Source organism: Rhizobium favelukesii, from assembly GCF_000577275.2.
GTDB lineage: Bacteria > Pseudomonadota > Alphaproteobacteria > Rhizobiales > Rhizobiaceae > Rhizobium > Rhizobium favelukesii.
In genome coordinates this window covers 1-19,624 of the sequence record NZ_CBYB010000005.1, presented here as the reverse complement: position 1 = coordinate 19,624, position 19,624 = coordinate 1, and the positions used below count along the sequence as shown (strand labels likewise).

The following is a 19,624-nucleotide window of genomic DNA, read 5'->3' as shown; positions in this document are numbered from 1 at the left end:
TCTTGCGCCTTCGAACGCGCTTACAGGCCCGAGACTACACAGAAAGAGATAGTTACATGGCCTTTAAATGCGTCCTCAGTGTGATGAGAGCTGACCATTCCGATCAAGACGTCAGAACAGCAGCCACCTTGTGTGCCGAGATCGGAGCGCACCTTTCCGTCCTCGTCATTGGGCTTGCTACCCGTCCGCCGATGCTGATCACTCCTGGCATTGGCGCAGTATCCGGTCCGTGGCATGAAGGGCGTGCATCCGAACTACAAATGTTGGACAGACGGTGCCGCGAAATCGATGGACTGACGACGGACATGGTCAGGCAGGAAAGGCGGGTTGGCGAAATTGAGACACTGCTGGGAACCATGCGCCTTAGCTGTGAGGTCGACTTCTATTATGGCGACCAGGCCAGCGTCGGTGACGTTGTGCGACAGCGGGCGCTCTATTCGGATTTAACAATAATCGGACCCCTAATTCTTGGCGCCCCTGATCTCGCGCTGTCAGTTATCGATGGTAGTCTGGGCGAATCGGGAAAGCCGCTGCTTGTTGTGCCGAAGGGTACCAAGGCAACTCTATCGCCCCGGCGCGTGCTGGTCGGATGGGATCGGCGCGTCGAGTCGTCCCGCGCGGTTCGAGAGGCGCTGGGTCTTCTGTCCCGATCGAAGGATGTTCGTGTCATGCTGTCCGATTGCCAGGCATCTTACAACGGAAACCGCGAGCCGGCCGTCGACCTCGCTGACTACCTCGCTCGGCACGGTGTTCGGGGGGTGGTCGATTGCGTGCCGAGCGTCGGCGCAGCGGTGACCACGGTGCTCGCGCAGCACGCACTGGACGTATCAGCCGACATGCTCGTCATGGGTGCTTACGGCCACCGCGCCCTGCGTCAGCGGATCTTTGGCGGCGCCACGAGATGGATACCTGAGAAGCTGCCAATACCGATGTTTTTGGCTCGATAACTTGCTGCTGAAGTTGCGCCGATGCTGTTCGAATCTCTGTTTTCATTGATCGCTTATGCTCGTGCACGAGGGCACGACCGTGATGCACGAGGCCCTCAGGATCAATATCGCGGGGGTCGTCCAATGACATGCTGCACCATGGATGCCGAAGGCGTGCTGTCACTGAGCAGAACCGTGATCAGCGCCGAGGAGGCGCTGCTTGCCAGCCAGCCTCTGGGCGCCGGTCTCAGGCAATCGGATTTCAGCGTTCCAGGCGTCCACTGCGGTGCCTGCATCTCGACGATCGAAAGGGCGCTGATAAATTGCCATATGTCAAGAGCGCGCGGGTGAACCTGACGGCAAAGCGCGTGAGCTGCGTATGGTACGAGGAGATGAACGGCAAGCCGGTCAGTCCAGCCGGCATTTTGTCTGCAATTGCGGGCTGCGGCTATCAAGCGCATTTGTTCACGGCTGACTTGAGCGACGATGATCGTGTTCGCAATCAACTGCTGCTGGCAGTCGGCGTCTCGGGCTTTGCAGCGGCAAACATCATGTGCTTTCCGTCTCGATCTGGTCCGGGGCGGAGGCTGCAACGCGCGACATGTTCCATTGGATATCGGCAATGATCGCGGCGCCCACGCTGATCTATGCCGGACGTTTCTTCTACCAATCCGCATGGAACGCTTTGAAGCACGGCCGCACCAATATGGATGTGCCGATTTCGCTTGCCGTGACGCTTTCTTATTCGATGTCGCTCTGGGAAACGATCCATCATGGAGAGCACGCCTGGTTCGATGCATCCGTATCCCTGCTGTTTTTCCTGTTGATTGGCCGCACACTCGATCACGTCATGCGCGACAAGGCACGTGCGGCAATCACCGGATGGGGAATCGGCGCGCCCAAGCCATTTCCTTTCCCGCTCGGTCCCTGGCAGCGTAACGGATATGTTCGTTCGGCCTCCAACTTGGCGAACTCGCCAAGCTATGCGGCATCGATCCAGAAAGGTTAATCTTGACGGTGCAGCAGTTAAACAAGGCGGCTCCGCGCGGGGACGACCCAGTGTTTGGCCGTGGGTGCAGTGCCTATAATCGTGCACAGGGTGATCCTTTGCATCGCCCCCGAACCCAACGCTCCGCTCGCTGAAAAGAGGGCCGTTTCACGCGGTGCGGCCCGTTCCCGGCAGTCTAGGCACTTTCGCAGGATTAACGACAGACGCACTTGCACGTGTGCTTGGTCACGATGACCAACCAATTCCCGGACTTTTTGCCGTGGGTAACGATATGAGCTCGGTTATGAACGGCCGGTATCCCTCGGCTGGTATCACGTTGGGGCCAGGGATGACTTTCGGATATGTAGTAGGACGCCACCTGGCCGGCTTGGCGGTAAGTGGCATAGAGGAGGATTTGCTATGAGCAATTTTTTAACTCACAACGCTAGACACAGTCATTTTCGGGCCTGGGAAAGGTGCGCCGGGGATCGAGAAATGGGTGGCGAAGACCTCGGTCGCCTCTGCGGCGCCTGGTGCACCGATGTCGGGACGTTGAACCGAGTATTCTGCTGCGTGCCTTTGATGAGGTGAGCGAAATGCTCGAAGAGCGTCAGCGTGCGCTGCGTAGCGACAATGTCTTCGGCTGCGCCGAGTATCTGGTGAAGCTACTATCGAGGTGCCGACTTTCGTCCGGAATGCCTTTCGGGTCCATTAGGCCCAGTTTACGAAATCCGCACTTATCGACCGAAGCTAGGCGCACTAGACCAGCTTCAGACTGCGTGGGAGCAGGCTGTTCCACCGCGCGAGGAGTATTCGGCAATGGCGCTAGTGATGTACTCGCTGGATGGCACGCTGCGTTGGACCCAAATTTGGCCCTATTCTAGCCTTTCCGCGAGAGTCGGAGGCGCGGGCGAAGTCGGTCGCCGACGGGAAATGGCCGCCAAAGGGTGGACCGGATCTCCTACTGCCAGAGATGACCTCGGACATCGCCACGCCTCTTGGTTTTTCTCCCTTACGGTGACCTGCATAACGCATCCTCTTTCACTAGCGTTTCTGACCATCGCGGAGGTGGGAACTATTGAGGCCGCGCACATCGCGGCTTCGACCGGTTATCAGAGGATCGGTTTCGCATTCTCCCGGCGGGCGACGAAAGTCCTTCCCCTCTTCTGACTGACGACAGCCTTCTTCGCGAGGTGCGGGAAGCGTTGGACGATACCGCCATTCAGGTCGCTGATGTGGAGATCGTTCGACTGCGCGAGCGTATATAGTCTGCTTGCGACGATGGACTGCGTGGCCAGTGACCGTCTGCAAACCCCTACCAAAAGAGCCTGCTCGCCGACAAGCTCGGCCTTGCTCCCGAAGCGCTTTCGCGCGCACGTGCACTCAAGGAGCGGGCGTCACTGTCAGAGGCAGAACGGTGCGGATCGACGATATCTCGGCTCTGCGCCAGATGTAGTAGGCTGGCGGAACCAAAAATCGCCGTCGAAGGTCCACCTCTGCATATGCCTGCTGACCTCGCGTCAAGTCGGATACCGGCTTTGCTGGGCCACCCGCCCACTTCGATCGAAGCAGGTATTGGCGCTTCTGGTGAGGCGAATAGCCGGCGGCCCAGCGCCAGAATTCGTTTTAGAAAACGGCAAAATTGAAGACCAGGACGTTTCGGGTGGCAATGAACAAGCGAAATAGAATGATTGACCAGCCTTGAAATGATTGATGACTCGCATCTAAGGAACAGACAGTGGCATGAACAACAATCTACGCATCGATGGCGCCACCCGGCTTTATCGAGCGCCTAAAACGTAGCGTCCACTGATCGCCGTCACCAATTCCGCTCGTGTCGGTGTGCTTACCTTTTCTCATCACAGCTCCTGAGGTCGTTTCTTCGGGAGCAAATTAGCTGAGGCAACACATCGATTTTAGCGAGCAGTTCAGGCAAGGCAATGCGCATTGGTGACCGAGATCGGAGACCTAGGCCGTTTTTGAACGCCAAAGCATCTTATGGGCTGGCTCGGACTTGTCCCTTCGGACGCATCGACTACAATGACGGAAATGGCGGAGCGCGCGCCTGGTCGAAGCGGCCTGATTCAATCGACTGCCCGCACTGGGTAACAGCGCCCCGAAGGAGAGACCCGACCGGCAGGGGCGGCTTCGGGTCTTTCCACCCCTTCAAGCTGCTTTGCTACGGGTACGGCCGGATGCGCCGATATAGGCGTCAAAGGCTGTCGCCACCGCCCTGATCATGAACCTGAGATCCTTGCGCACGGTGATAAGCCCGCCGCGGACTGTTATGACGCCATCGCTTTCGAGTGCACGCAGCCGGTCGTTGCCATTAAGAACCAGCTCGGCTTCATAGCCAAAAGATGCTCCAAGCCGATTGAGGTCGACGGCGAAATCACACATCAGCCGCTCGATGATTGCCGCTCGGAACCGATCCTGCCCCGTCAAATGGTATCCCTTCACGGTCGCCAGGCTGCCGGACGCAATCCGTTGCTCGTAGGCTCCGGGGGCGACTTCATTTTGGACATAACCCGCCGGGAGCTTACCGATCGCGGATGCCCCGAGCCCAATCAGAGTCTCGCACGTATCCGTCGTGTAGCCTTGAAAGTTCCGTCTCAAATCCCCGCGCGCACTGGCCATCGAAAGTTCATCTCCCGGCAGGGCGAAGTGATCAAGGCCGACCCGCACGTAGCCGGCCTCGACCAGCGCTTCTGCGGTCGCTTCGGCCTGAGCGTTGCGCTCTTCTGCATTCGGCAAGGTCGCCTCATCGATAAGGCGCTGGTGCTTCTTGAAGGCCGGGATGTGCGCATAGCCGAAGACCGCAAAGCGATCGGGGCGCAACCGGAGCGCCGTCTGCACGGTATCGATACAAGATGCGACCGTCTGATGTGGCAGGCCATAGATCAGGTCGAAGTTGATGCTGCCGATACCCGCCTTTCGCAATTGCTGCACGGCGGCCTCCGTCTGCTCGAAAGTCTGGTTGCGGTTGATGGCCGCCTGGACGACGGGATCGAAACTCTGGACCCCAAGGCTTGCACGACAGACGCCGCCCTCAGCGAGCGCGCCGACCATCTCGCTGGCGAGTGTACGCGGATCGATCTCTAAGGCGATTTCCGCCCCCGACCTCAATCCGAAGGCGTTCCTCAGATGCTTCATCAAATCCACGAACTCATCCGGTCGCATAATCGTCGGCGTGCCGCCGCCGAAGTGCACATTTTGCACGGACAGCGGTTGCTTCAGTTTGGACGCGACCAGGTCGATCTCCTGATGGAGGGCATCCAGGTAACCAAGGATCGGCCCATCCAGCTTAGTGATCGTGGTGTGACACCCGCAATACCAGCACATCGACCGGCAAAAAGGGATATGAAGATAGAGCGAGACCGGGTCGCAGCTGTCGAGCTCTGCCAGCCAACCCCCGTGGGTACCCGCACCGATAGCTGACGAAAAGGCAGGCGCGGTCGGATAGCTCGTATAGCGTGGCAACCGCGTCTCGCCATACTTCTCGACGAGGGTTGTTTTCAGCACAATTATCCTCCTTGGGTGAGATTGCCGCTGGAAACCCACCTGCCGCTAGGCCATCTGCAGTCCCGCTGTAGGCATTGGATTATTGGGTGATCTTGGCGATGTCCGCATCAAGGCGCTTGCGGGCTATGTTTGGAAGGTTCGCGGTCCTGACGGCCTCAAGATTTGCCGGCGCATCGCCGACCTGGATCAGCGCGACCATTCCAATGCCGAAGTGCGGTGTGCACTTGATTACATAGGCGCCGGGCGCATCGAACTTGATCTGAACCTGCTCGCTTGGCTTCGACTTGAATGCAGCTGCGCTCTCTGGGATCAGACCCTTGACGGACTCGACATTGTGAGACTTGTCGGTCGGGACGAAGGTGATGGTGTCGCCAGGGACGATCTTGGTGAAGCTCGGCTCAAACACCATGGCGCCGGTGGCGCCCTTATTGAGCATCTGCACGAGGTGGTCGGCTGCCATCAACGGCATGGTGGTAGTAGCAAGCACGGCCGTCGCGGCAAAAAGACACGGAATAATCGAACGCATTTCATATCTCCTAGTTAACGATGGCCGAAATTGGCCATCGGCTGCTGTGATACGCGTGTTGATGGGGTGCTTCTTTGACGTTGATCAAATAGCGGGCCATCAATGCCTGTGATTGTCGATGCCGGATGAACGCTAGGCGGAATGAAGCTTGAAGAAACTCTTGAAGGCAGAGCCGTTCCTCCGGCGCCTCTTTTGCGGCCATTAAGCGCTGACGGCCATGCCGCACACCGGCGCGCAGCACTTATCTGTCAGCCGCACTTCCAATCCAGGATGATCAGTCCAGCAGCTCGCGAACCCGCACGGCGAGGTCCTTTGCGGTATAGGGCTTGCGCAGCCAGCTGCCTGGCGTCGCAAATTCGCGTCCGCCGAGACCCGGCTCGGCGTAGCCCGACGTAAAGAGGATCTTCAGGTCGGAGCGTACAATGCGCGCCTCCTTGGCAAGCTCATCGCCGGTCATGCCGCCGGGCATGACAATATCCGTGAACAGCAGGGCAATCGTTTGATCTTCGGCCAAAACCTCCAAGGCCGACTGCGCATTGCTCGCCTCGATGACCTTGTAGCCCATGGATGACAGGCGCGCGACGGCAACTCGGCGCACCCGCCCATCGTCCTCGACCACCAGCACCGTCTCAGTGCCGCCTGGCAGCACATCGCGCGAATCGGATCTGGTGTCGGCTATGTCTGCTTTGGTCGCAGCTGCCGGTACCCAGGGAAGATAGATGCGGATCGTCGTGCCGCGTCCGACCTCGCTATAGAGCTGCAGATGACCGCCTGACTGCTTCACGAAACCGTAGACCATGCTAAGGCCGAGGCCTGTACCGGAACCGACGTCCTTGGTGGTGAAGAACGGTTCGAAGGCGTGTTCCTTGACTTCGTCCGACATGCCGACCCCTGTATCGGTGACAGAAATGAGAACGAAGTTTCCAGTGCGTACTTGCGGATACATCTTTGCGTAGTCTGCATCGAGATAGACGCGCTTAATCTCCGTTGTCAGGCTGCCGCCGCGTGGCATTGCGTCGCGGGCATTCAGCGCGATGTTCAAAAGAGCGTTCTGCAGCTGGGGACTGTCGACCAGCACGTTGTGGTTCGAGCCGATGATGACTGTCTTCAGGTCGATATTTTCGCCGAGCGTCCGCCGCAACAGGTCGGTGAAGCTCGACACCAACTGCCCGAGATCCGCAAGCGTCGGATTGAGGGCCTGGCGGCGCCCGAATGCCAAAAGTTGCTCTGTCAGCTTCGCGCCGTCGCCGGCCGCCTCCTGCACTTCTCGCAGAAGCGGGCTGAGCGGCCCCTCCGCGAGCTTCGCCTCGATTATTTCGAGGTTGCCGCTGATCACCGTCAGAAGATTGTTGAAGTCGTGGGCAATGCCACCCGTCAGCTGTCCGACGGCTTCCATTTTTTGCGCCTGCCGCAGGTCTTCTTCGATCTTGTACCGGCCGGTCAGATCGCGGACGAAGCCGGTAAATATCCGCTCGCCGTTTGCCTTCGTCTCACCGACATGGAGCTCCATCGGGAATTTCGAGCCGTCAGCCCGTTGACCGGTCACCACGCGGCCATAGCCAATAATGCGGCGCTCGCCCGTCCTAATATAACGCGCGATATAATCATCATGCGCGTCACGATCGGGGTTCGGCATCAAATTGCTGATATTCCGGCCGCAGATATCGTCCGCTTGAATGCCGAACAGCTTTTCTGCAGCGGTGCTGAACGACGTGACGATTCCGTGCTCATCGATCACGATCATGGCTTCGGGAACAGTCGCGAGAATGGACCGCAGGTGGGCCTCTCGCGCGTTGACCTCGCTTTGAGCCCGCTTCAAATCGCTGATATCATTATTGGTCTGAATAATGACTGCTTCGCCGTCGGAAAGGGTCACCACCATGCTACGCGACGCCACATCGACATCATAGCCGTCCTTGTGGCGATGGGTGATTTCGCCCTGCCACGAGTTATTCTCTCGCAGCTGGCGGTGAATCTCTTCGATCGGTTCAGGAAACCGTGTCGAAAGAAGGTCGTCAACGACTTTGCCGACAGCCTCGTCACGCATCCAGCCGTACATGTTTTCGCAGCCGGCCGACCATTGGGTGATGATGCCGTTAAAGCCGTGCACGATAATATTGTTGGCGCCGCCCATGATGCGGACGATGGCCTCGAGTACTTGCTTTGATGCTGTGCGCGGCGAAATGAAGCGATGCGACATAGTGTTCAACTCGATTGTCCCAAGCCCGCTAGTGAATACTGCTGCTATGGCAATTTTCCAAAGAGAAATCATCGCCATTGCCGGACAATTGAATCAGACGCTTCAGGCTCAAGATCTTCATGTCGTGGCGCCCAATCGGGGTGAGAACGTTCCGACCGGCGAGCTTGCTGATGGTACGCGACACCGTTTCAATGGTAAGGCCAAGATAGTCAGCGATATCGAGCCTGTTCATCGGCAGCGTGACGAGGTCGCCTGCCGCGTTCGTCATTTCCCGGGAGATAAGCTGGAGCAGGAAACTGCACAATCGCTCCTCTGCATTCTTCTTGGACAGCAGCACCATCTGATCGTGAGCAGCAGCCGTTTCCTGGCACAGCAGCGATATGAAATCAGGACGCAGACAGGCAGAGCGGGAGACTTCATCATGGAAATTCTTCCGCGCGATGCGGCGGATCTTGCAATCAGTGACGGCTTCGGCGGTGTAGAGGTAGCGCTCCTGGAGCGATGTGCCGACGAGGTCGCCCGGATACAGAAAGGCCGTGATGACGCGCCGGCCGTCACCGATGATGCGGTAGAGGCGCATAACACCGTCGACGAGTTCAAAAAGGTGGTTGGCAGCGTCGCCTTCCCAGAACAGAGCCTTGCCGGTCTGGAGCACTTCCTGCGGAATGGAATGAAAAAGTGATTTCAGAGATAGATGTCTCGAATTGTCATTCACCGAACCCTGAATGACTTCGAAAGCAATATTTTTTTGCATCAACATTTTTAAACCCTCTGTCCCGTTAGATGAGGGCAATAAAAACGGTTCGCGTTACACTGCAATGCTCGCAGCGTGCGTTTCGGTGCGAAAGTGTAACAGTCTGTGACAGCGCGCGCCGGTTTACTTCGGACGTTGAAGTTTAATCCAGCCTGCACCTGCGCCGAACACCGCGGTCGTTGACATAGATCAAGGATCAGACCCGGCGCTCGTGTCAGCTCTCCCTAGACAAGATCGGAACGAAGGTTGCGCGTCTGCGTGATCATCTGTGCTTGGGGACATCGACATGAACTATACGACGGAAACCGTGGTTATCGCCGTTTGCGCGTTCTTCGCGCTGCTCGGCGCCGCTTTTGCGCACGACCACCTCTTTGCAGCGCATATGTGGGTGCTGTTCTTCGTGCTGATGGGGAGCACGCTCGTGCTTCTGCGCCGCGTCAACTTCTCACTGGCGGGCCAGCGACCCAAGCCCGATTCGTCCGAGTATTTCGACGATGTTATTCGATACGGTGTCATCGCCACCGTATTTTGGGGCGTGGTCGGCTTTCTAGTCGGGGTCGTCGTCGCGCTTCAGCTCGCCTATCCCGATCTGAACATCGCTCCATATTTCAACTTTGGGCGTTTGCGGCCGGTTCACACATCCGCTGTTATTTTCGCTTTCGGTGGCAATGCGCTGATTGCCACTTCCTTCTATGTCGTCCAGAGGACCTGTCGGGCTCGCCTTTTCGGGGGCAGCCTCGGCTGGTTCGTATTCTGGGGCTACCAGCTCTTCATCGTCATGGCCGCAACCGGCTATCTCTTGGGCATTACCGAGGGGCGAGAATACGCGGAGCCTGAATGGTATGTCGACATCTGGCTGACGATCGTCTGGGTCGCCTATCTTCTTGCATTCCTCGGAACGCTTTTGAAGCGCAAGGAACCGCACATCTATGTCGCGAACTGGTTCTACCTGGGCTTCATCGTCACGGTTGCGATGCTGCATGTCGTCAACAACCTATCCGTGCCTGCTTCCTTGCTCGGCTCGAAGAGCTATTCAGCGTTCTCCGGCGTTCAGGATGCTCTGACCCAGTGGTGGTATGGCCACAATGCGGTTGGCTTCTTCCTGACCGCCGGCTTCCTGGGCATGATGTATTACTTCGTGCCGAAGCAGGCGAACCGGCCGGTCTATTCCTACCGCCTGTCGGTCATCCACTTCTGGGCCCTGATCTTCATGTATATCTGGGCCGGTCCACATCACCTGCACTACACCGCGCTGCCGGATTGGGCCCAGACGCTCGGCATGGTGTTTTCCGTCATGCTCTGGATGCCCTCGTGGGGCGGTATGATCAACGGCCTGATGACGCTCTCGGGGGCCTGGGACAAGATCCGGACAGACCCGATCATCCGCATGATGATCATGGCAATCGCCTTTTATGGGATGTCGACCTTCGAAGGTCCCATGATGTCGGTCAAGGCGATCAACTCTCTCAGCCACTATACGGAATGGACGATCGGTCACGTCCACTCGGGCGCCCTCGGCTGGGTCGGAATGATCACCTTCGGCGCCATATACTACCTGACACCAAAACTGTGGGGGAGGGAGCGTCTTTATAGCCTTCGCATGGCCAACTGGCACTTCTGGCTTGCGACACTTGGCATCGTCATTTACGCCGCCGTACTTTGGGTTGCCGGCATCCAGCAGGGCCTTATGTGGCGCGAATACAATAGCCAGGGGTTCCTCGTCTATTCCTTCGCCGAAACCGTCGCTGCAATGTTCCCATACTACCTGCTGCGGGCCGTAGGCGGAACTCTCTACCTCGCGGGCGGTCTGATCATGGCCTTCAACGTCTACATGACCATCCGTGGTCACCAACGCAACGAGGCTCTCACGCCAGGTGCTCGCGTTTCCCAGCCTGCCGAATGAGGAACGACCATGTCGATACTTGAGAAACATCAGATCGTAGAAAAGAACGCGACGCTTCTGCTGGTGGGATCGCTTTTGGTTGTCAGCATTGGCGGCATTGTCGAAATCGCACCCCTGTTCTACCTTCAGAACACGATCGAAAAAGTGGAGGGGATGCGTCCCTATACGCCACTGGAGCTCGCCGGCCGCAACATCTACGTCCGCGAGGGCTGCTATGTCTGCCACAGCCAGATGATCCGGCCATTCCGCGACGAAGTCGAGCGCTACGGACATTATTCGCTCGCAGCCGAATCCATGTACGACCACCCCTTCCAATGGGGTTCGAAGCGCACCGGACCGGATCTTGCGCGTGTCGGTGGGCGCTATTCGAACGAATGGCAGGGGCAGCACCTCACCGATCCGCGCGCGGTCGTGCCGGAATCAATCATGCCGAGCTACGCCTTCCTCAAGACCAATGAGGTCGCAGTCAAGGACGTTGGCATGGACCTCAAGGCAAACGGGGTTGTTGGCGTGCCCTACACGCCCGACATGATCGCCAACGCCGAGGCCGATATGAAAATGCAGGCTGATCCGAACGCCGACACCACGGCGCTGCTCGAACGCTATCCGAAGGCCAAAACGGGCGACTTTGACGGCGACCCCTCGAAGCTGACCGAGATGGACGCGCTGGTGGCCTACCTGCAGATGCTTGGCACCCTGGTCGACTACTCGACCTATGACGATGCAACCGGATATCGCTGAGGAACACGCAATGGAAACCTACACGGCAATGCGTCACTTCGCCGACAGTTGGGGTCTCTTGGCAATGGCGCTGTTCTTCATCGGCGTCGTCCTTTTCACGCTCCGTCCGGGCGGCAGGGAAAGCGCCAATGAAGCGGCAAGCATACCTTTGAAGGATGACTGATATGTCGGACAAATATGTTGATGAACTCAGCGGCGTCGAAACCACCGGCCATGAATGGGACGGCGTCCGCGAGCTGAACAATCCCATGCCGCGGTGGTGGGTCTGGACGTTCTATGCGACGATCCTGTGGGCCGTGGGATATGCCATCGCTTATCCTTCCATTCCGCTCTTGACCAAGGCCTCCAATGGTCTACTCGGCTTTTCGAGCCGCGCCGATCTTACACAGGAAGTGGAGACGGCAAAGTCGGCCCAGACCATGTATGTCGACCAGATCGCTGCAAAGACGGTCGGCGAGATCGACGCAGATGCCAATCTGCGGCAATTTGCCATCTCCGGCGGCGCATCGGCCTTTAAGGTCAACTGCGTACCGTGCCATGGTAGTGGTGCAACCGGCGGTCCGGGGTTCCCGAACCTCAACGACGACGACTGGCTGTGGGGTGGCGATCTTGAAGCAATCCAAAAGACCATCGCCCACGGTGTCCGTTTCGACGGTGATAGCGACACCCATGTGTCCGAGATGCCGGCGTTTACTGACGTCCTCGATGCCGCGCAAACACGTAATGTCGCCGCTTATGTCTGGAGCCTGACAAAAACGCCATCCGATATGGAAATGGCGAATGCCGCCGGCAAACAGACCTTTCTCGACAATTGTGCGGCCTGTCACGGGGAAGACGGCAAGGGTAGCATCGACATGGGGGCGCCCAATCTGGCCGATGCCATCTGGCTCAAGGGGGAGGGCGAAGAGGCGATCGTCCGCCAGATCAGCATGCCAAAACATGGCATGATGCCCGCCTGGTCCGCCCGCCTTGGCGAGACGACCGTGAAGGAACTGACCGTCTTCGTGCATTCGCTCGGCGGTGGAAAATAGGAGATCACCATGTCCACACGCGATACCAATCCGCTGATGTCGCTCTACGGAACGCCGCGCTCGGTCGTCCACACGCGCGTTTCCGTGCGGGCCAAGATGCCTGTCACGGCAGGAGAAGAAAAGGAAGATACGGAGAAGCTCGGTCAGGCGATGATTAGTTTGACCTGCCTCAAGGATCATTCGACCACCAGCCGCTAATAAGCGGACATCCGCTGCCAGGCTGCAAAAAAGTCACGCCTGAAGGCGTGGCCAGAAGAAAACTGCAGGGAGAGATCTGCGCCGTTGGTGTAGGCTGGCCTGCTTCTTGACCTACGTCAAGGAAGGCGGCGCTGCGGAATGCGACAAGGGGGCATCAATGATGGATGCTGACCATGAATCTCTACACCACCCCAGGTCCACGCGACACGAACACGGTCGAACATCGTCAGGTGGAACCGGTCAACGCGGCGCACAATCGTCAGCCTCTTTATGCCGCGCGCAAGAAAGTTTTCCCCAAGCGGGCGGAAGGCCGCTTCCGCCGCTTCAAATGGATGGTGATGCTGATCACGCTTGGGATTTACTATCTCTCACCATGGCTGCGGTGGGACAGAGGTCCTTTCGCGCCTGACCAGGCGATCCTGATCGACCTGTCCTCACGGCGCTTCTTCTTTTTCTTCATCGAGATTTGGCCGCAGGAGTTCTTTTACGTGGCGGGCCTGCTGGTCATGGCGGGCTTTGGCTTATTTCTGGTGACGTCCGCGGTCGGGCGAGCATGGTGCGGTTATGCTTGTCCCCAGACAGTGTGGGTCGATCTGTTTCTTGTCATCGAGCGCGCCATCGAGGGCGACCGCAACGCACGGATCAAACTCGACAATGCGCCATGGAGCACCGGCAAACTATTGAAGCGCGTCGCCAAGCACGCGATCTGGCTCGGCATCGGTGCAGCAACTGGGGGCGCATGGATTTTTTACTTTGCTGACGCGCCAACATTGGCGCTCAGTTTCTTGACGGGCCAGGCACCGGCCGTTGCCTATGCAACCGTCGCAACGCTTGCCGCGACCACCTATGTGCTCGGCGGCCTAATGCGCGAACAGGTCTGCACATACATGTGTCCGTGGCCCCGGATCCAGGGCGCCATGATCGACGAAAACTCCCTCGTCGTCACCTACAACGATTGGCGGGGCGAACCGCGCTCCCGCCATGCCAAGAAGGCGGTCCTCTCGGGCCAGGCCGTTGGCGACTGCGTCGATTGCAATGCCTGCGTGGCCGTCTGTCCGATGGGCATCGATATTCGCGACGGACAGCAAATGGAGTGCATCACCTGCGCGCTTTGCATTGATGCTTGCGATGGCGTCATGGACAAGCTGAACAAGCCGCGCGGCCTCATCGCCTATGCAACGCTAAGCGAATATGCTGCCAACATGGCGCTTGCCACCGATAACGGAAAGACCGGCGTGCAGCCTCAGCGCGTTCGCGATGACGGAAACTTCATCGCCGCAATCCGGCATTTCAACTGGCGCGTCATCTTCAGGCCGCGCGTGGTCTTTTATGCAGCTGTCTGGGCAGCAGTTGGCATCGGCATGCTCGTCCATCTCGCGCTGCGAGAGCGGCTTGACCTCAACATCGTGCACGATCGAAACCCTCAGTTCGTTCTTGAATCAGACGGCTCGATCCGCAACGGCTACACGCTGCGCATTCTCAACATGCTGCCGCAGCCCCGCCCGATTGCGTTGCATCTCGAAGGAATGGACAGCGCGACGATGAGGATTCCGGAACTGTCGGAAGAGGAAGGCCGGCAGTTCATGATTGACACGAAGCCCGACACGGCAATGGCGCTCAAGGTCTTCGTCACAAGCAAGAATGCCTCCAGTGCCGTCAGCGAATTTCTCTTCGTGGCCGACGACCCGGTCGGCACGGATCGCTCGGTCTACAAAGCCGCCTTCAATGCGCCAGGAGCCAGGAAATGAGCGACTATCAGATCACCAACGGCAAAGGCTTTACCGGCCGCCACATGCTTTTCATTATGCTCGCCTTCTTCGGCATCATCATTTCCGTCAACATGACGATGGCCTGGTATGCCTCGTCGAGCTGGAGCGGCCTGGTGGTGGAAAATACCTATGTCGCGAGCCAGGAATTCAACAAGAAGGCGCAGGCAATGCGCGCTATGGCCACGAGCGGCGTTTCTGGCGAACTCGCGCTTCAAGACGGACTGATTGTCTATACGCTGCGCAATCTCGACGGTTCGCCAGCCGCCGCTGACGCGGTCACGGCGCATTTCAAGCGGCCGGTCGGCGACCACGAGGATTTCGTCATTCGATTATCGAAGAGCGGTGACGGCCATTTCGAAGCGCGCCACCGCGTCCTGTCGGGCGATTGGATCGTTGAAGTCCTTTCCAAGGACGAGGGCACGACCGTGATGCACGAGGCCCTCAGGATCAATATCGCGGGGGTCGTCCAATGACATGCTGCACCATGGATGCCGAAGGCGTGCTGTCACTGAGCAGAACCGTGATCAGCGCTGAGGAGGCGCTGCTTGCCAGCCAGCCTCTGGGCGCCGGTCTCAGGCAATCGGATTTCAGCGTTCCAGGCGTCCACTGCGGTGCCTGCATCTCGACGATCGAAAGGGCGCTGATAAAGTTGCCATATGTCAAGAGCGCGCGGGTGAACCTGACGGCAAAGCGCGTGAGCTGCGTATGGTACGAGGAGATGAACGGCAAGCCGGTCAGTCCAGCCGGCATTTTGTCTGCAATTGCGGGCTGCGGCTATCAAGCGCATTTGTTCACGGCTGACTTGAGCGACGATGATCGTGTTCGCAATCAACTGCTGCTGGCAGTCGGCGTCTCGGGCTTTGCAGCGGCAAACATCATGCTGCTCTCCGTCTCGATCTGGTCCGGGGCGGAGGCTGCAACGCGCGACATGTTCCATTGGATATCGGCAATGATCGCGGCGCCCACGCTGATCTATGCCGGACGTTTCTTCTACCAATCCGCATGGAACGCTTTGAAGCACGGCCGCACCAATATGGATGTGCCGATTTCGCTTGCCGTGACGCTTTCTTATTCGATGTCGCTCTGGGAAACGATCCATCATGGAGAGCACGCCTGGTTCGATGCATCCGTATCCCTGCTGTTTTTCCTGTTGATTGGCCGCACACTCGATCACGTCATGCGCGACAAGGCACGTGCGGCAATCACCGGCCTGGCGCGGCTTGCTCCGCGAGGCACGCTTCTGATCAACCCGGATGGCCCCAAGGGTTATGTGCCGTTGGACGAAATCAGTGTCGGCGATCTGATCGCCGTGCCGGCCGGCGAACGTATTCCGGTCGATGCCACCGTCGTTACCGGCAAGAGCGAGATCGACCTTTCGATCGTCACGGGCGAGAGCATTCCGATCGCGGTATCGACGGGGAGCGAACTGAAGTCCGGTGCGATGAACCTGACGGGATCGTTGACGATCAAGGCAACGGCGACTGCAAGAAACTCGTTGCTTGCCGAGATCATCGGCCTGATGGAAGCCGCAGAAGGCGGCCGCGCCCGCTACCGGCGCATCGCCGATCGCGCCGCGAGCTACTACTCGCCGGCCGTTCATCTCCTCGCACTGATGTCCTTTCTCGGCTGGGGTCTGATCGGCGGCGACTGGAAGCAAGCGATGCTGGTGGCCGTCGCCGTCTTGATCATCACCTGCCCCTGCGCGCTGGGCCTGGCGGTGCCCGTTGTTCAGGTCGTGGCCGCCGGAACCCTGTTCCGGCGAGGCATCATGGTCAAAAACGGCTCAGCCATGGAACGACTGGCCGAGATCGATATGGTTGCATTCGACAAGACCGGAACCTTGACGATGGGTCAGCCGCGTCTCGCTTACCATACGCATGCCGGTCCTCGCGAACTGGCCATTGCCGCCGGCCTGGCGGCTCATTCCCGGCATCCATTGTCACAGGCACTTTTGCGCGGCGCAGGATCAAAGACCCTGGCATTTGATGGAGTCGAGGAGATCCCGGGCGCTGGACTGGAAGCGGAAAGCGGGACGGGAATCTACCGTCTCGGCAATGCGGCCTTCGCTTGCCCGGGAAGTCCGCGAGGCGCACAAAAGAGCGACGCCTTCTCCGAGGTCGCCCTATCGAAGAACGGGATCGAGCTTGCACGCTTTTATTTCGAGGATACGCTGCGGCCATGTGCCGATGGCGCCATCGAGAGTCTTGCGGGTCAAGGGTTTGCCGCGATTGTGATGTCAGGCGACCGGGAATGCGTCGTCGAGGCGACAGCCAAGACGCTCAAGATCGATCGCTGGCTTGCAGGATTGACGCCCCGGGGAAAGATGGAGGAATGCGAACGTCTGGGCAAGCTCGGCCATCGCGTCCTGATGGTCGGTGACGGGATCAACGACGCACCGGCGCTCTCGGTGGCTCATGTGTCGATGGCACCGGCGACGGCGGCAGATGTCGGGCGGCAGGCCGCAGACCTGGTCTTCATGCACGATAGTCTTGAGGCCGTGCCTGAGGCGATCTCCGTGTCGCGCCAGGCGGCTCGGTTCATCCGGCAGAACTTCGCGCTGGCGATCGGCTACAACATCATCGCCGTACCGATCGCAATCGCGGGCTATGCGACGCCTCTGGTCGCGGCCGTGGCGATGTCGACATCGTCGCTCATCGTCGTTGCAAATGCCTTGCGTCTGAACGACAGGGCGAAGGTCCCTGGCAAGCGGCATTCGATCCGTAATACGAAGCATTCCGCCGTGGAGGTCGTTTCGCCATGAACATGTTGATTTACCTCATTCCGATCGCGCTCTTCATGGGGGGATTGGGCCTTTTTGGGTTCCTGTGGTCTCTGAAGAACGGCCAATATGACGATCTCGAGGGCGCGTCATGGCGCATTCTCGATGACGAGGATGAAAAGACGCCCCGGCCGTAAGGGTATGACGGTTGCCAGGAGCGGCGGATCGTGGCAACCGGCTGCTACATCTGGCGCAGAGCCGCGATATCGTCGATGCGCACCGTTCTGCCTTTGACAGTGACGCCCGCTTCCTTGAGCGCACCGAATGCGCGCGATAGTGCTTCAGGAACAAGGCCGAGCTTGCCGGCGAGCAGGCTCTTTTGGTAAGGGAGACGAACGGTTTCGCTTGGTTTTCCTGCCGCACATTGGCTTAAGAGATAGTTGGCAACCCGCTGAGAGGCCGTTTGCAGACGGTCACTGGCCACGCATTCCATCGTCGCAAGCAGATGGTCGGCCATCAGCTGCATGATATTCCTGTCCAGAGCTCGGTCCTCTTCCGCCAGGCGTCTTACGCCGTCGATAGTAAAGCGTGCTAGCATAGCGTTATCTGCCGCCTGAACATTGTAGGGATAGATACCACCACCGCCGATCAGACACTCGGCGAAGGTGTCGCGCGGTTCACCGATCCTGATATCTGCAGCGCGTCCCATCTCATTCGTCTTGAACAAACGAACATAGCCCTGGAGAACGCAAAAGAACGAGTCTGCTCTTTGGCCTTCCCGGACGATGAAATCGCGAGGCTCGAACCTGATGATGTCAGCCAGCTTGAGCAGCCTGTTGGCAGTGTCGCTGCCTAACCCGGCAAAGAGTTTTGAACGCGCCAATACGGATGTCTCGACGGACATTTTCCTACCCTCGTTGAATACCAAGCCTGATTTAGCCCGCGCAGGCAAAATCATGTTTGATTTTGATCAACTGCGGGCGCGAGAAAAGCACGGAAAACTGGACTTTTCGCAGCCCTTGCAAGCCGCTTTGCCATTCTTTTGGGAGAAGTGCGACTGTTTCGTTCCCATTTCCCGAGAAATTCGATAATGAAGCGAGCAACTGGCGGTTCGCGAGCGTCTTCTTGGAAACCCTTGGGGAATGTAGAAATGACGGAAAAGCAATCCGAGCATATTTTGGTCGTCGATGACGACGCCCGGATTCGGCAGCTGCTGATCCGCTATTTCGAAGACGAAGGATATCGCGTCACGGCCGTCGCCGACGGGACTGCCATGCACACTGAGCTCGCAACGACAGATTTTACAGCGATTTTCCTCGATCTGGTTTTGCCTGGCGGGCAAAACGGTCTTCAATTGGTGCGGGAAGTCCGCGCGAATTCGGACGTGCCGATTCTGATGCTGACCGGCCGCGACGATGTGACCGACAAGATCGTAGGCCTCGAAGTCGGAGCAGATGATTACATCGCCAAGCCATTCCACCTTCGCGAGGTTCTTGCCCGTCTGAGAACCGTCTTGCGTCGCCGCCGCCAGCCTGCCGAGCGCCCGGCCGGGCATCAGGCTGCGGACGAGGGCGTCCTGCAATTCGATGGATGGCAACTTCACATCCACCGGCGCAAGCTGACGGACCCTTCCGGACAAGACACGCCGCTGACAACCGGTGAGTTTGATATGCTTCTCGTCTTTGCGCGCAACGCCGGCCGGGTGCTGTCGCGCGAAACGCTGATGGACCTCACGCGCAGCCGCAGCCTCGAAGCGTTTGATCGAACGATCGACGCGCAAATTGCCAGGCTGCGCCGGAAAATCGAGGAGGATACCAAGTACCCGACGATCATTCAGTCCGTCCGCGGCATCGGCTACGTGTTTACCGGTGGCGGTTACTAGCGGCGATCCCAGCAGCAGATTTATTTGACGACCGTCAATGTCGGTCGCGATCGAAGCATATCCTTGTGAAGGGGACCACTCTTTATACGAATAAGGCAAGCAGGTGATTGCGCTCGGGCGCGAATTCAGCATTGCGGCGGACGCAGAATGACGCGCAGCAGAAGCGCCTGACGGTGATCGGCGGCGGCGATGCGGTGAAGGTCAAATATACCGGCATCCTGCCCGATCTGTTCCCACGAAGGGCAGGGGGTGGTAACCGAAGGCACGTTTTCGGCCGGAAGCCGGGAGTTCATCGCCGACACGGTGCCGGCCAAGCAACGACGAGAGAATGCCAAGCCGTCGCCGATCGGCTGAAGGCGCAGCGTCTGCGCAGCTACACGTCAACCACCTCAGGCTGGTCGCGGATTGTGAAATCGATAAGCTCGATTGGTACGTCTTCTCCAATTTGAATCCGCAGTTCCATCG

17 protein-coding genes and 3 pseudogenes are annotated in these 19,624 nt (G+C 58.5%); 15 read left to right on the top strand and 5 right to left on the bottom strand.

Annotation, left to right across the window (positions count from 1 at the left end; genetic code table 11):
* Positions 1 to 260: 260 nt before the first annotated feature.
* The 4 genes and pseudogenes from LPU83_RS08735 to LPU83_RS73655 all read left to right on the top strand — a co-directional run.
* On the top strand, positions 261 to 947 hold the full coding sequence (locus LPU83_RS08735) for a universal stress protein (protein ID WP_231052403.1): 687 nt from the start codon (positions 261 to 263) through the stop codon (positions 945 to 947).
* 123 nt (positions 948 to 1,070) lie between these two features.
* Positions 1,071 to 2,338 (top strand): annotated as a pseudogene (locus LPU83_RS75595) (heavy-metal-associated domain-containing protein).
* A 305-nt stretch (positions 2,339 to 2,643) separates the two neighbouring features.
* Positions 2,644 to 3,084 carry an NIPSNAP family protein gene (locus tag LPU83_RS75590; protein ID WP_210163849.1) on the top strand — a complete coding sequence of 147 codons (441 nt, stop codon included), beginning with the start codon at positions 2,644 to 2,646 and terminating at the stop codon, positions 3,082 to 3,084.
* A gap of 96 nt (positions 3,085 to 3,180) precedes the next feature.
* A pseudogene (locus LPU83_RS73655) lies at positions 3,181 to 3,370 on the top strand (Crp/Fnr family transcriptional regulator); the annotation flags it as partial.
* 710 nt (positions 3,371 to 4,080) lie between these two features.
* On the opposite strand, the gene hemN reads toward LPU83_RS73655, so the two are convergent.
* From hemN to LPU83_RS08445, 4 genes are all read right to left on the bottom strand, one after another.
* Positions 4,081 to 5,433, bottom strand: a complete 1,353-nt coding sequence (hemN, locus tag LPU83_RS08560; protein ID WP_024318746.1) for an oxygen-independent coproporphyrinogen III oxidase — start codon at positions 5,431 to 5,433, stop codon at positions 4,081 to 4,083.
* A gap of 82 nt (positions 5,434 to 5,515) precedes the next feature.
* Positions 5,516 to 5,962 (bottom strand): pseudoazurin, encoded by a 447-nt coding sequence (locus tag LPU83_RS08490; RefSeq protein WP_024318747.1) that lies wholly within the window; start codon positions 5,960 to 5,962, stop codon positions 5,516 to 5,518.
* Between the two features lie 274 nt (positions 5,963 to 6,236).
* Positions 6,237 to 8,162 (bottom strand): hybrid sensor histidine kinase/response regulator, encoded by a 1,926-nt coding sequence (locus tag LPU83_RS08455; RefSeq protein ID WP_024318748.1) that lies wholly within the window; start codon positions 8,160 to 8,162, stop codon positions 6,237 to 6,239.
* Positions 8,163 to 8,190: 28 nt separating this feature from the next.
* Positions 8,191 to 8,922, bottom strand: a complete 732-nt coding sequence (locus tag LPU83_RS08445) for a Crp/Fnr family transcriptional regulator (RefSeq protein WP_024318749.1) — start codon at positions 8,920 to 8,922, stop codon at positions 8,191 to 8,193.
* Positions 8,923 to 9,202: 280 nt separating this feature from the next.
* Here LPU83_RS08445 and ccoN point away from each other — a divergent pair, with 280 nt between their 5' ends.
* From ccoN to ccoS, 9 genes are all read left to right on the top strand, one after another.
* Positions 9,203 to 10,819: a cytochrome-c oxidase, cbb3-type subunit I gene (gene ccoN / locus LPU83_RS08440; RefSeq protein ID WP_024318750.1), complete on the top strand. Its 1,617-nt coding sequence runs from the start codon at positions 9,203 to 9,205 to the stop codon at positions 10,817 to 10,819.
* 9 nt (positions 10,820 to 10,828) lie between these two features.
* On the top strand, positions 10,829 to 11,560 hold the full coding sequence (gene ccoO, locus LPU83_RS08435) for a cytochrome-c oxidase, cbb3-type subunit II (protein WP_024318751.1): 732 nt from the start codon (positions 10,829 to 10,831) through the stop codon (positions 11,558 to 11,560).
* A gap of 10 nt (positions 11,561 to 11,570) precedes the next feature.
* Positions 11,571 to 11,723, top strand: coding sequence for a CcoQ/FixQ family Cbb3-type cytochrome c oxidase assembly chaperone (locus tag LPU83_RS08015; protein WP_024318752.1), 153 nt, complete (start codon positions 11,571 to 11,573; stop codon positions 11,721 to 11,723).
* A 1-nt stretch (position 11,724) separates the two neighbouring features.
* Positions 11,725 to 12,591 (top strand): cytochrome-c oxidase, cbb3-type subunit III, encoded by an 867-nt coding sequence (gene ccoP / locus LPU83_RS07720; protein ID WP_024318753.1) that lies wholly within the window; start codon positions 11,725 to 11,727, stop codon positions 12,589 to 12,591.
* Between the two features lie 9 nt (positions 12,592 to 12,600).
* Complete coding sequence (locus LPU83_RS07710; RefSeq protein WP_024318754.1) at positions 12,601 to 12,789, top strand: hypothetical protein; 189 nt, start codon at positions 12,601 to 12,603, stop codon at positions 12,787 to 12,789.
* Between the two features lie 173 nt (positions 12,790 to 12,962).
* A complete protein-coding gene (ccoG, locus tag LPU83_RS07660; protein ID WP_024318755.1) occupies positions 12,963 to 14,537 on the top strand; it encodes a cytochrome c oxidase accessory protein CcoG in 1,575 nt (524 codons plus the stop codon).
* Positions 14,534 to 15,031: a FixH family protein gene (locus LPU83_RS07635; protein ID WP_024318756.1), complete on the top strand. Its 498-nt coding sequence runs from the start codon at positions 14,534 to 14,536 to the stop codon at positions 15,029 to 15,031. The genes ccoG and LPU83_RS07635 overlap by 4 nt, the downstream gene beginning before the upstream one ends.
* On the top strand, positions 15,028 to 17,319 hold the full coding sequence (locus LPU83_RS07480) for a cation-translocating P-type ATPase (RefSeq protein WP_157997280.1): 2,292 nt from the start codon (positions 15,028 to 15,030) through the stop codon (positions 17,317 to 17,319). Before LPU83_RS07635 ends, LPU83_RS07480 begins: the two co-directional genes overlap by 4 nt.
* Positions 17,316 to 17,474: a cbb3-type cytochrome oxidase assembly protein CcoS gene (ccoS, locus tag LPU83_RS07370; RefSeq protein WP_063828742.1), complete on the top strand. Its 159-nt coding sequence runs from the start codon at positions 17,316 to 17,318 to the stop codon at positions 17,472 to 17,474. The genes LPU83_RS07480 and ccoS overlap by 4 nt, the downstream gene beginning before the upstream one ends.
* Before the next feature lie 44 nt (positions 17,475 to 17,518).
* Here the strand turns inward: ccoS and LPU83_RS07195 are convergent, their stop codons facing one another.
* Positions 17,519 to 18,235 (bottom strand): Crp/Fnr family transcriptional regulator, encoded by a 717-nt coding sequence (locus LPU83_RS07195; RefSeq protein WP_051166792.1) that lies wholly within the window; start codon positions 18,233 to 18,235, stop codon positions 17,519 to 17,521.
* A 192-nt stretch (positions 18,236 to 18,427) separates the two neighbouring features.
* Between LPU83_RS07195 and LPU83_RS07190 the strand changes: the two genes are divergently transcribed.
* Entirely contained in the window at positions 18,428 to 19,159 is a 732-nt protein-coding gene (locus LPU83_RS07190; protein ID WP_024319172.1) for a response regulator, read from the top strand.
* Between the two features lie 179 nt (positions 19,160 to 19,338).
* A pseudogene (locus LPU83_RS73650) lies at positions 19,339 to 19,608 on the top strand (cytochrome c maturation protein CcmE domain-containing protein); the annotation flags it as partial.
* Positions 19,609 to 19,624 lie beyond the last annotated feature (16 nt).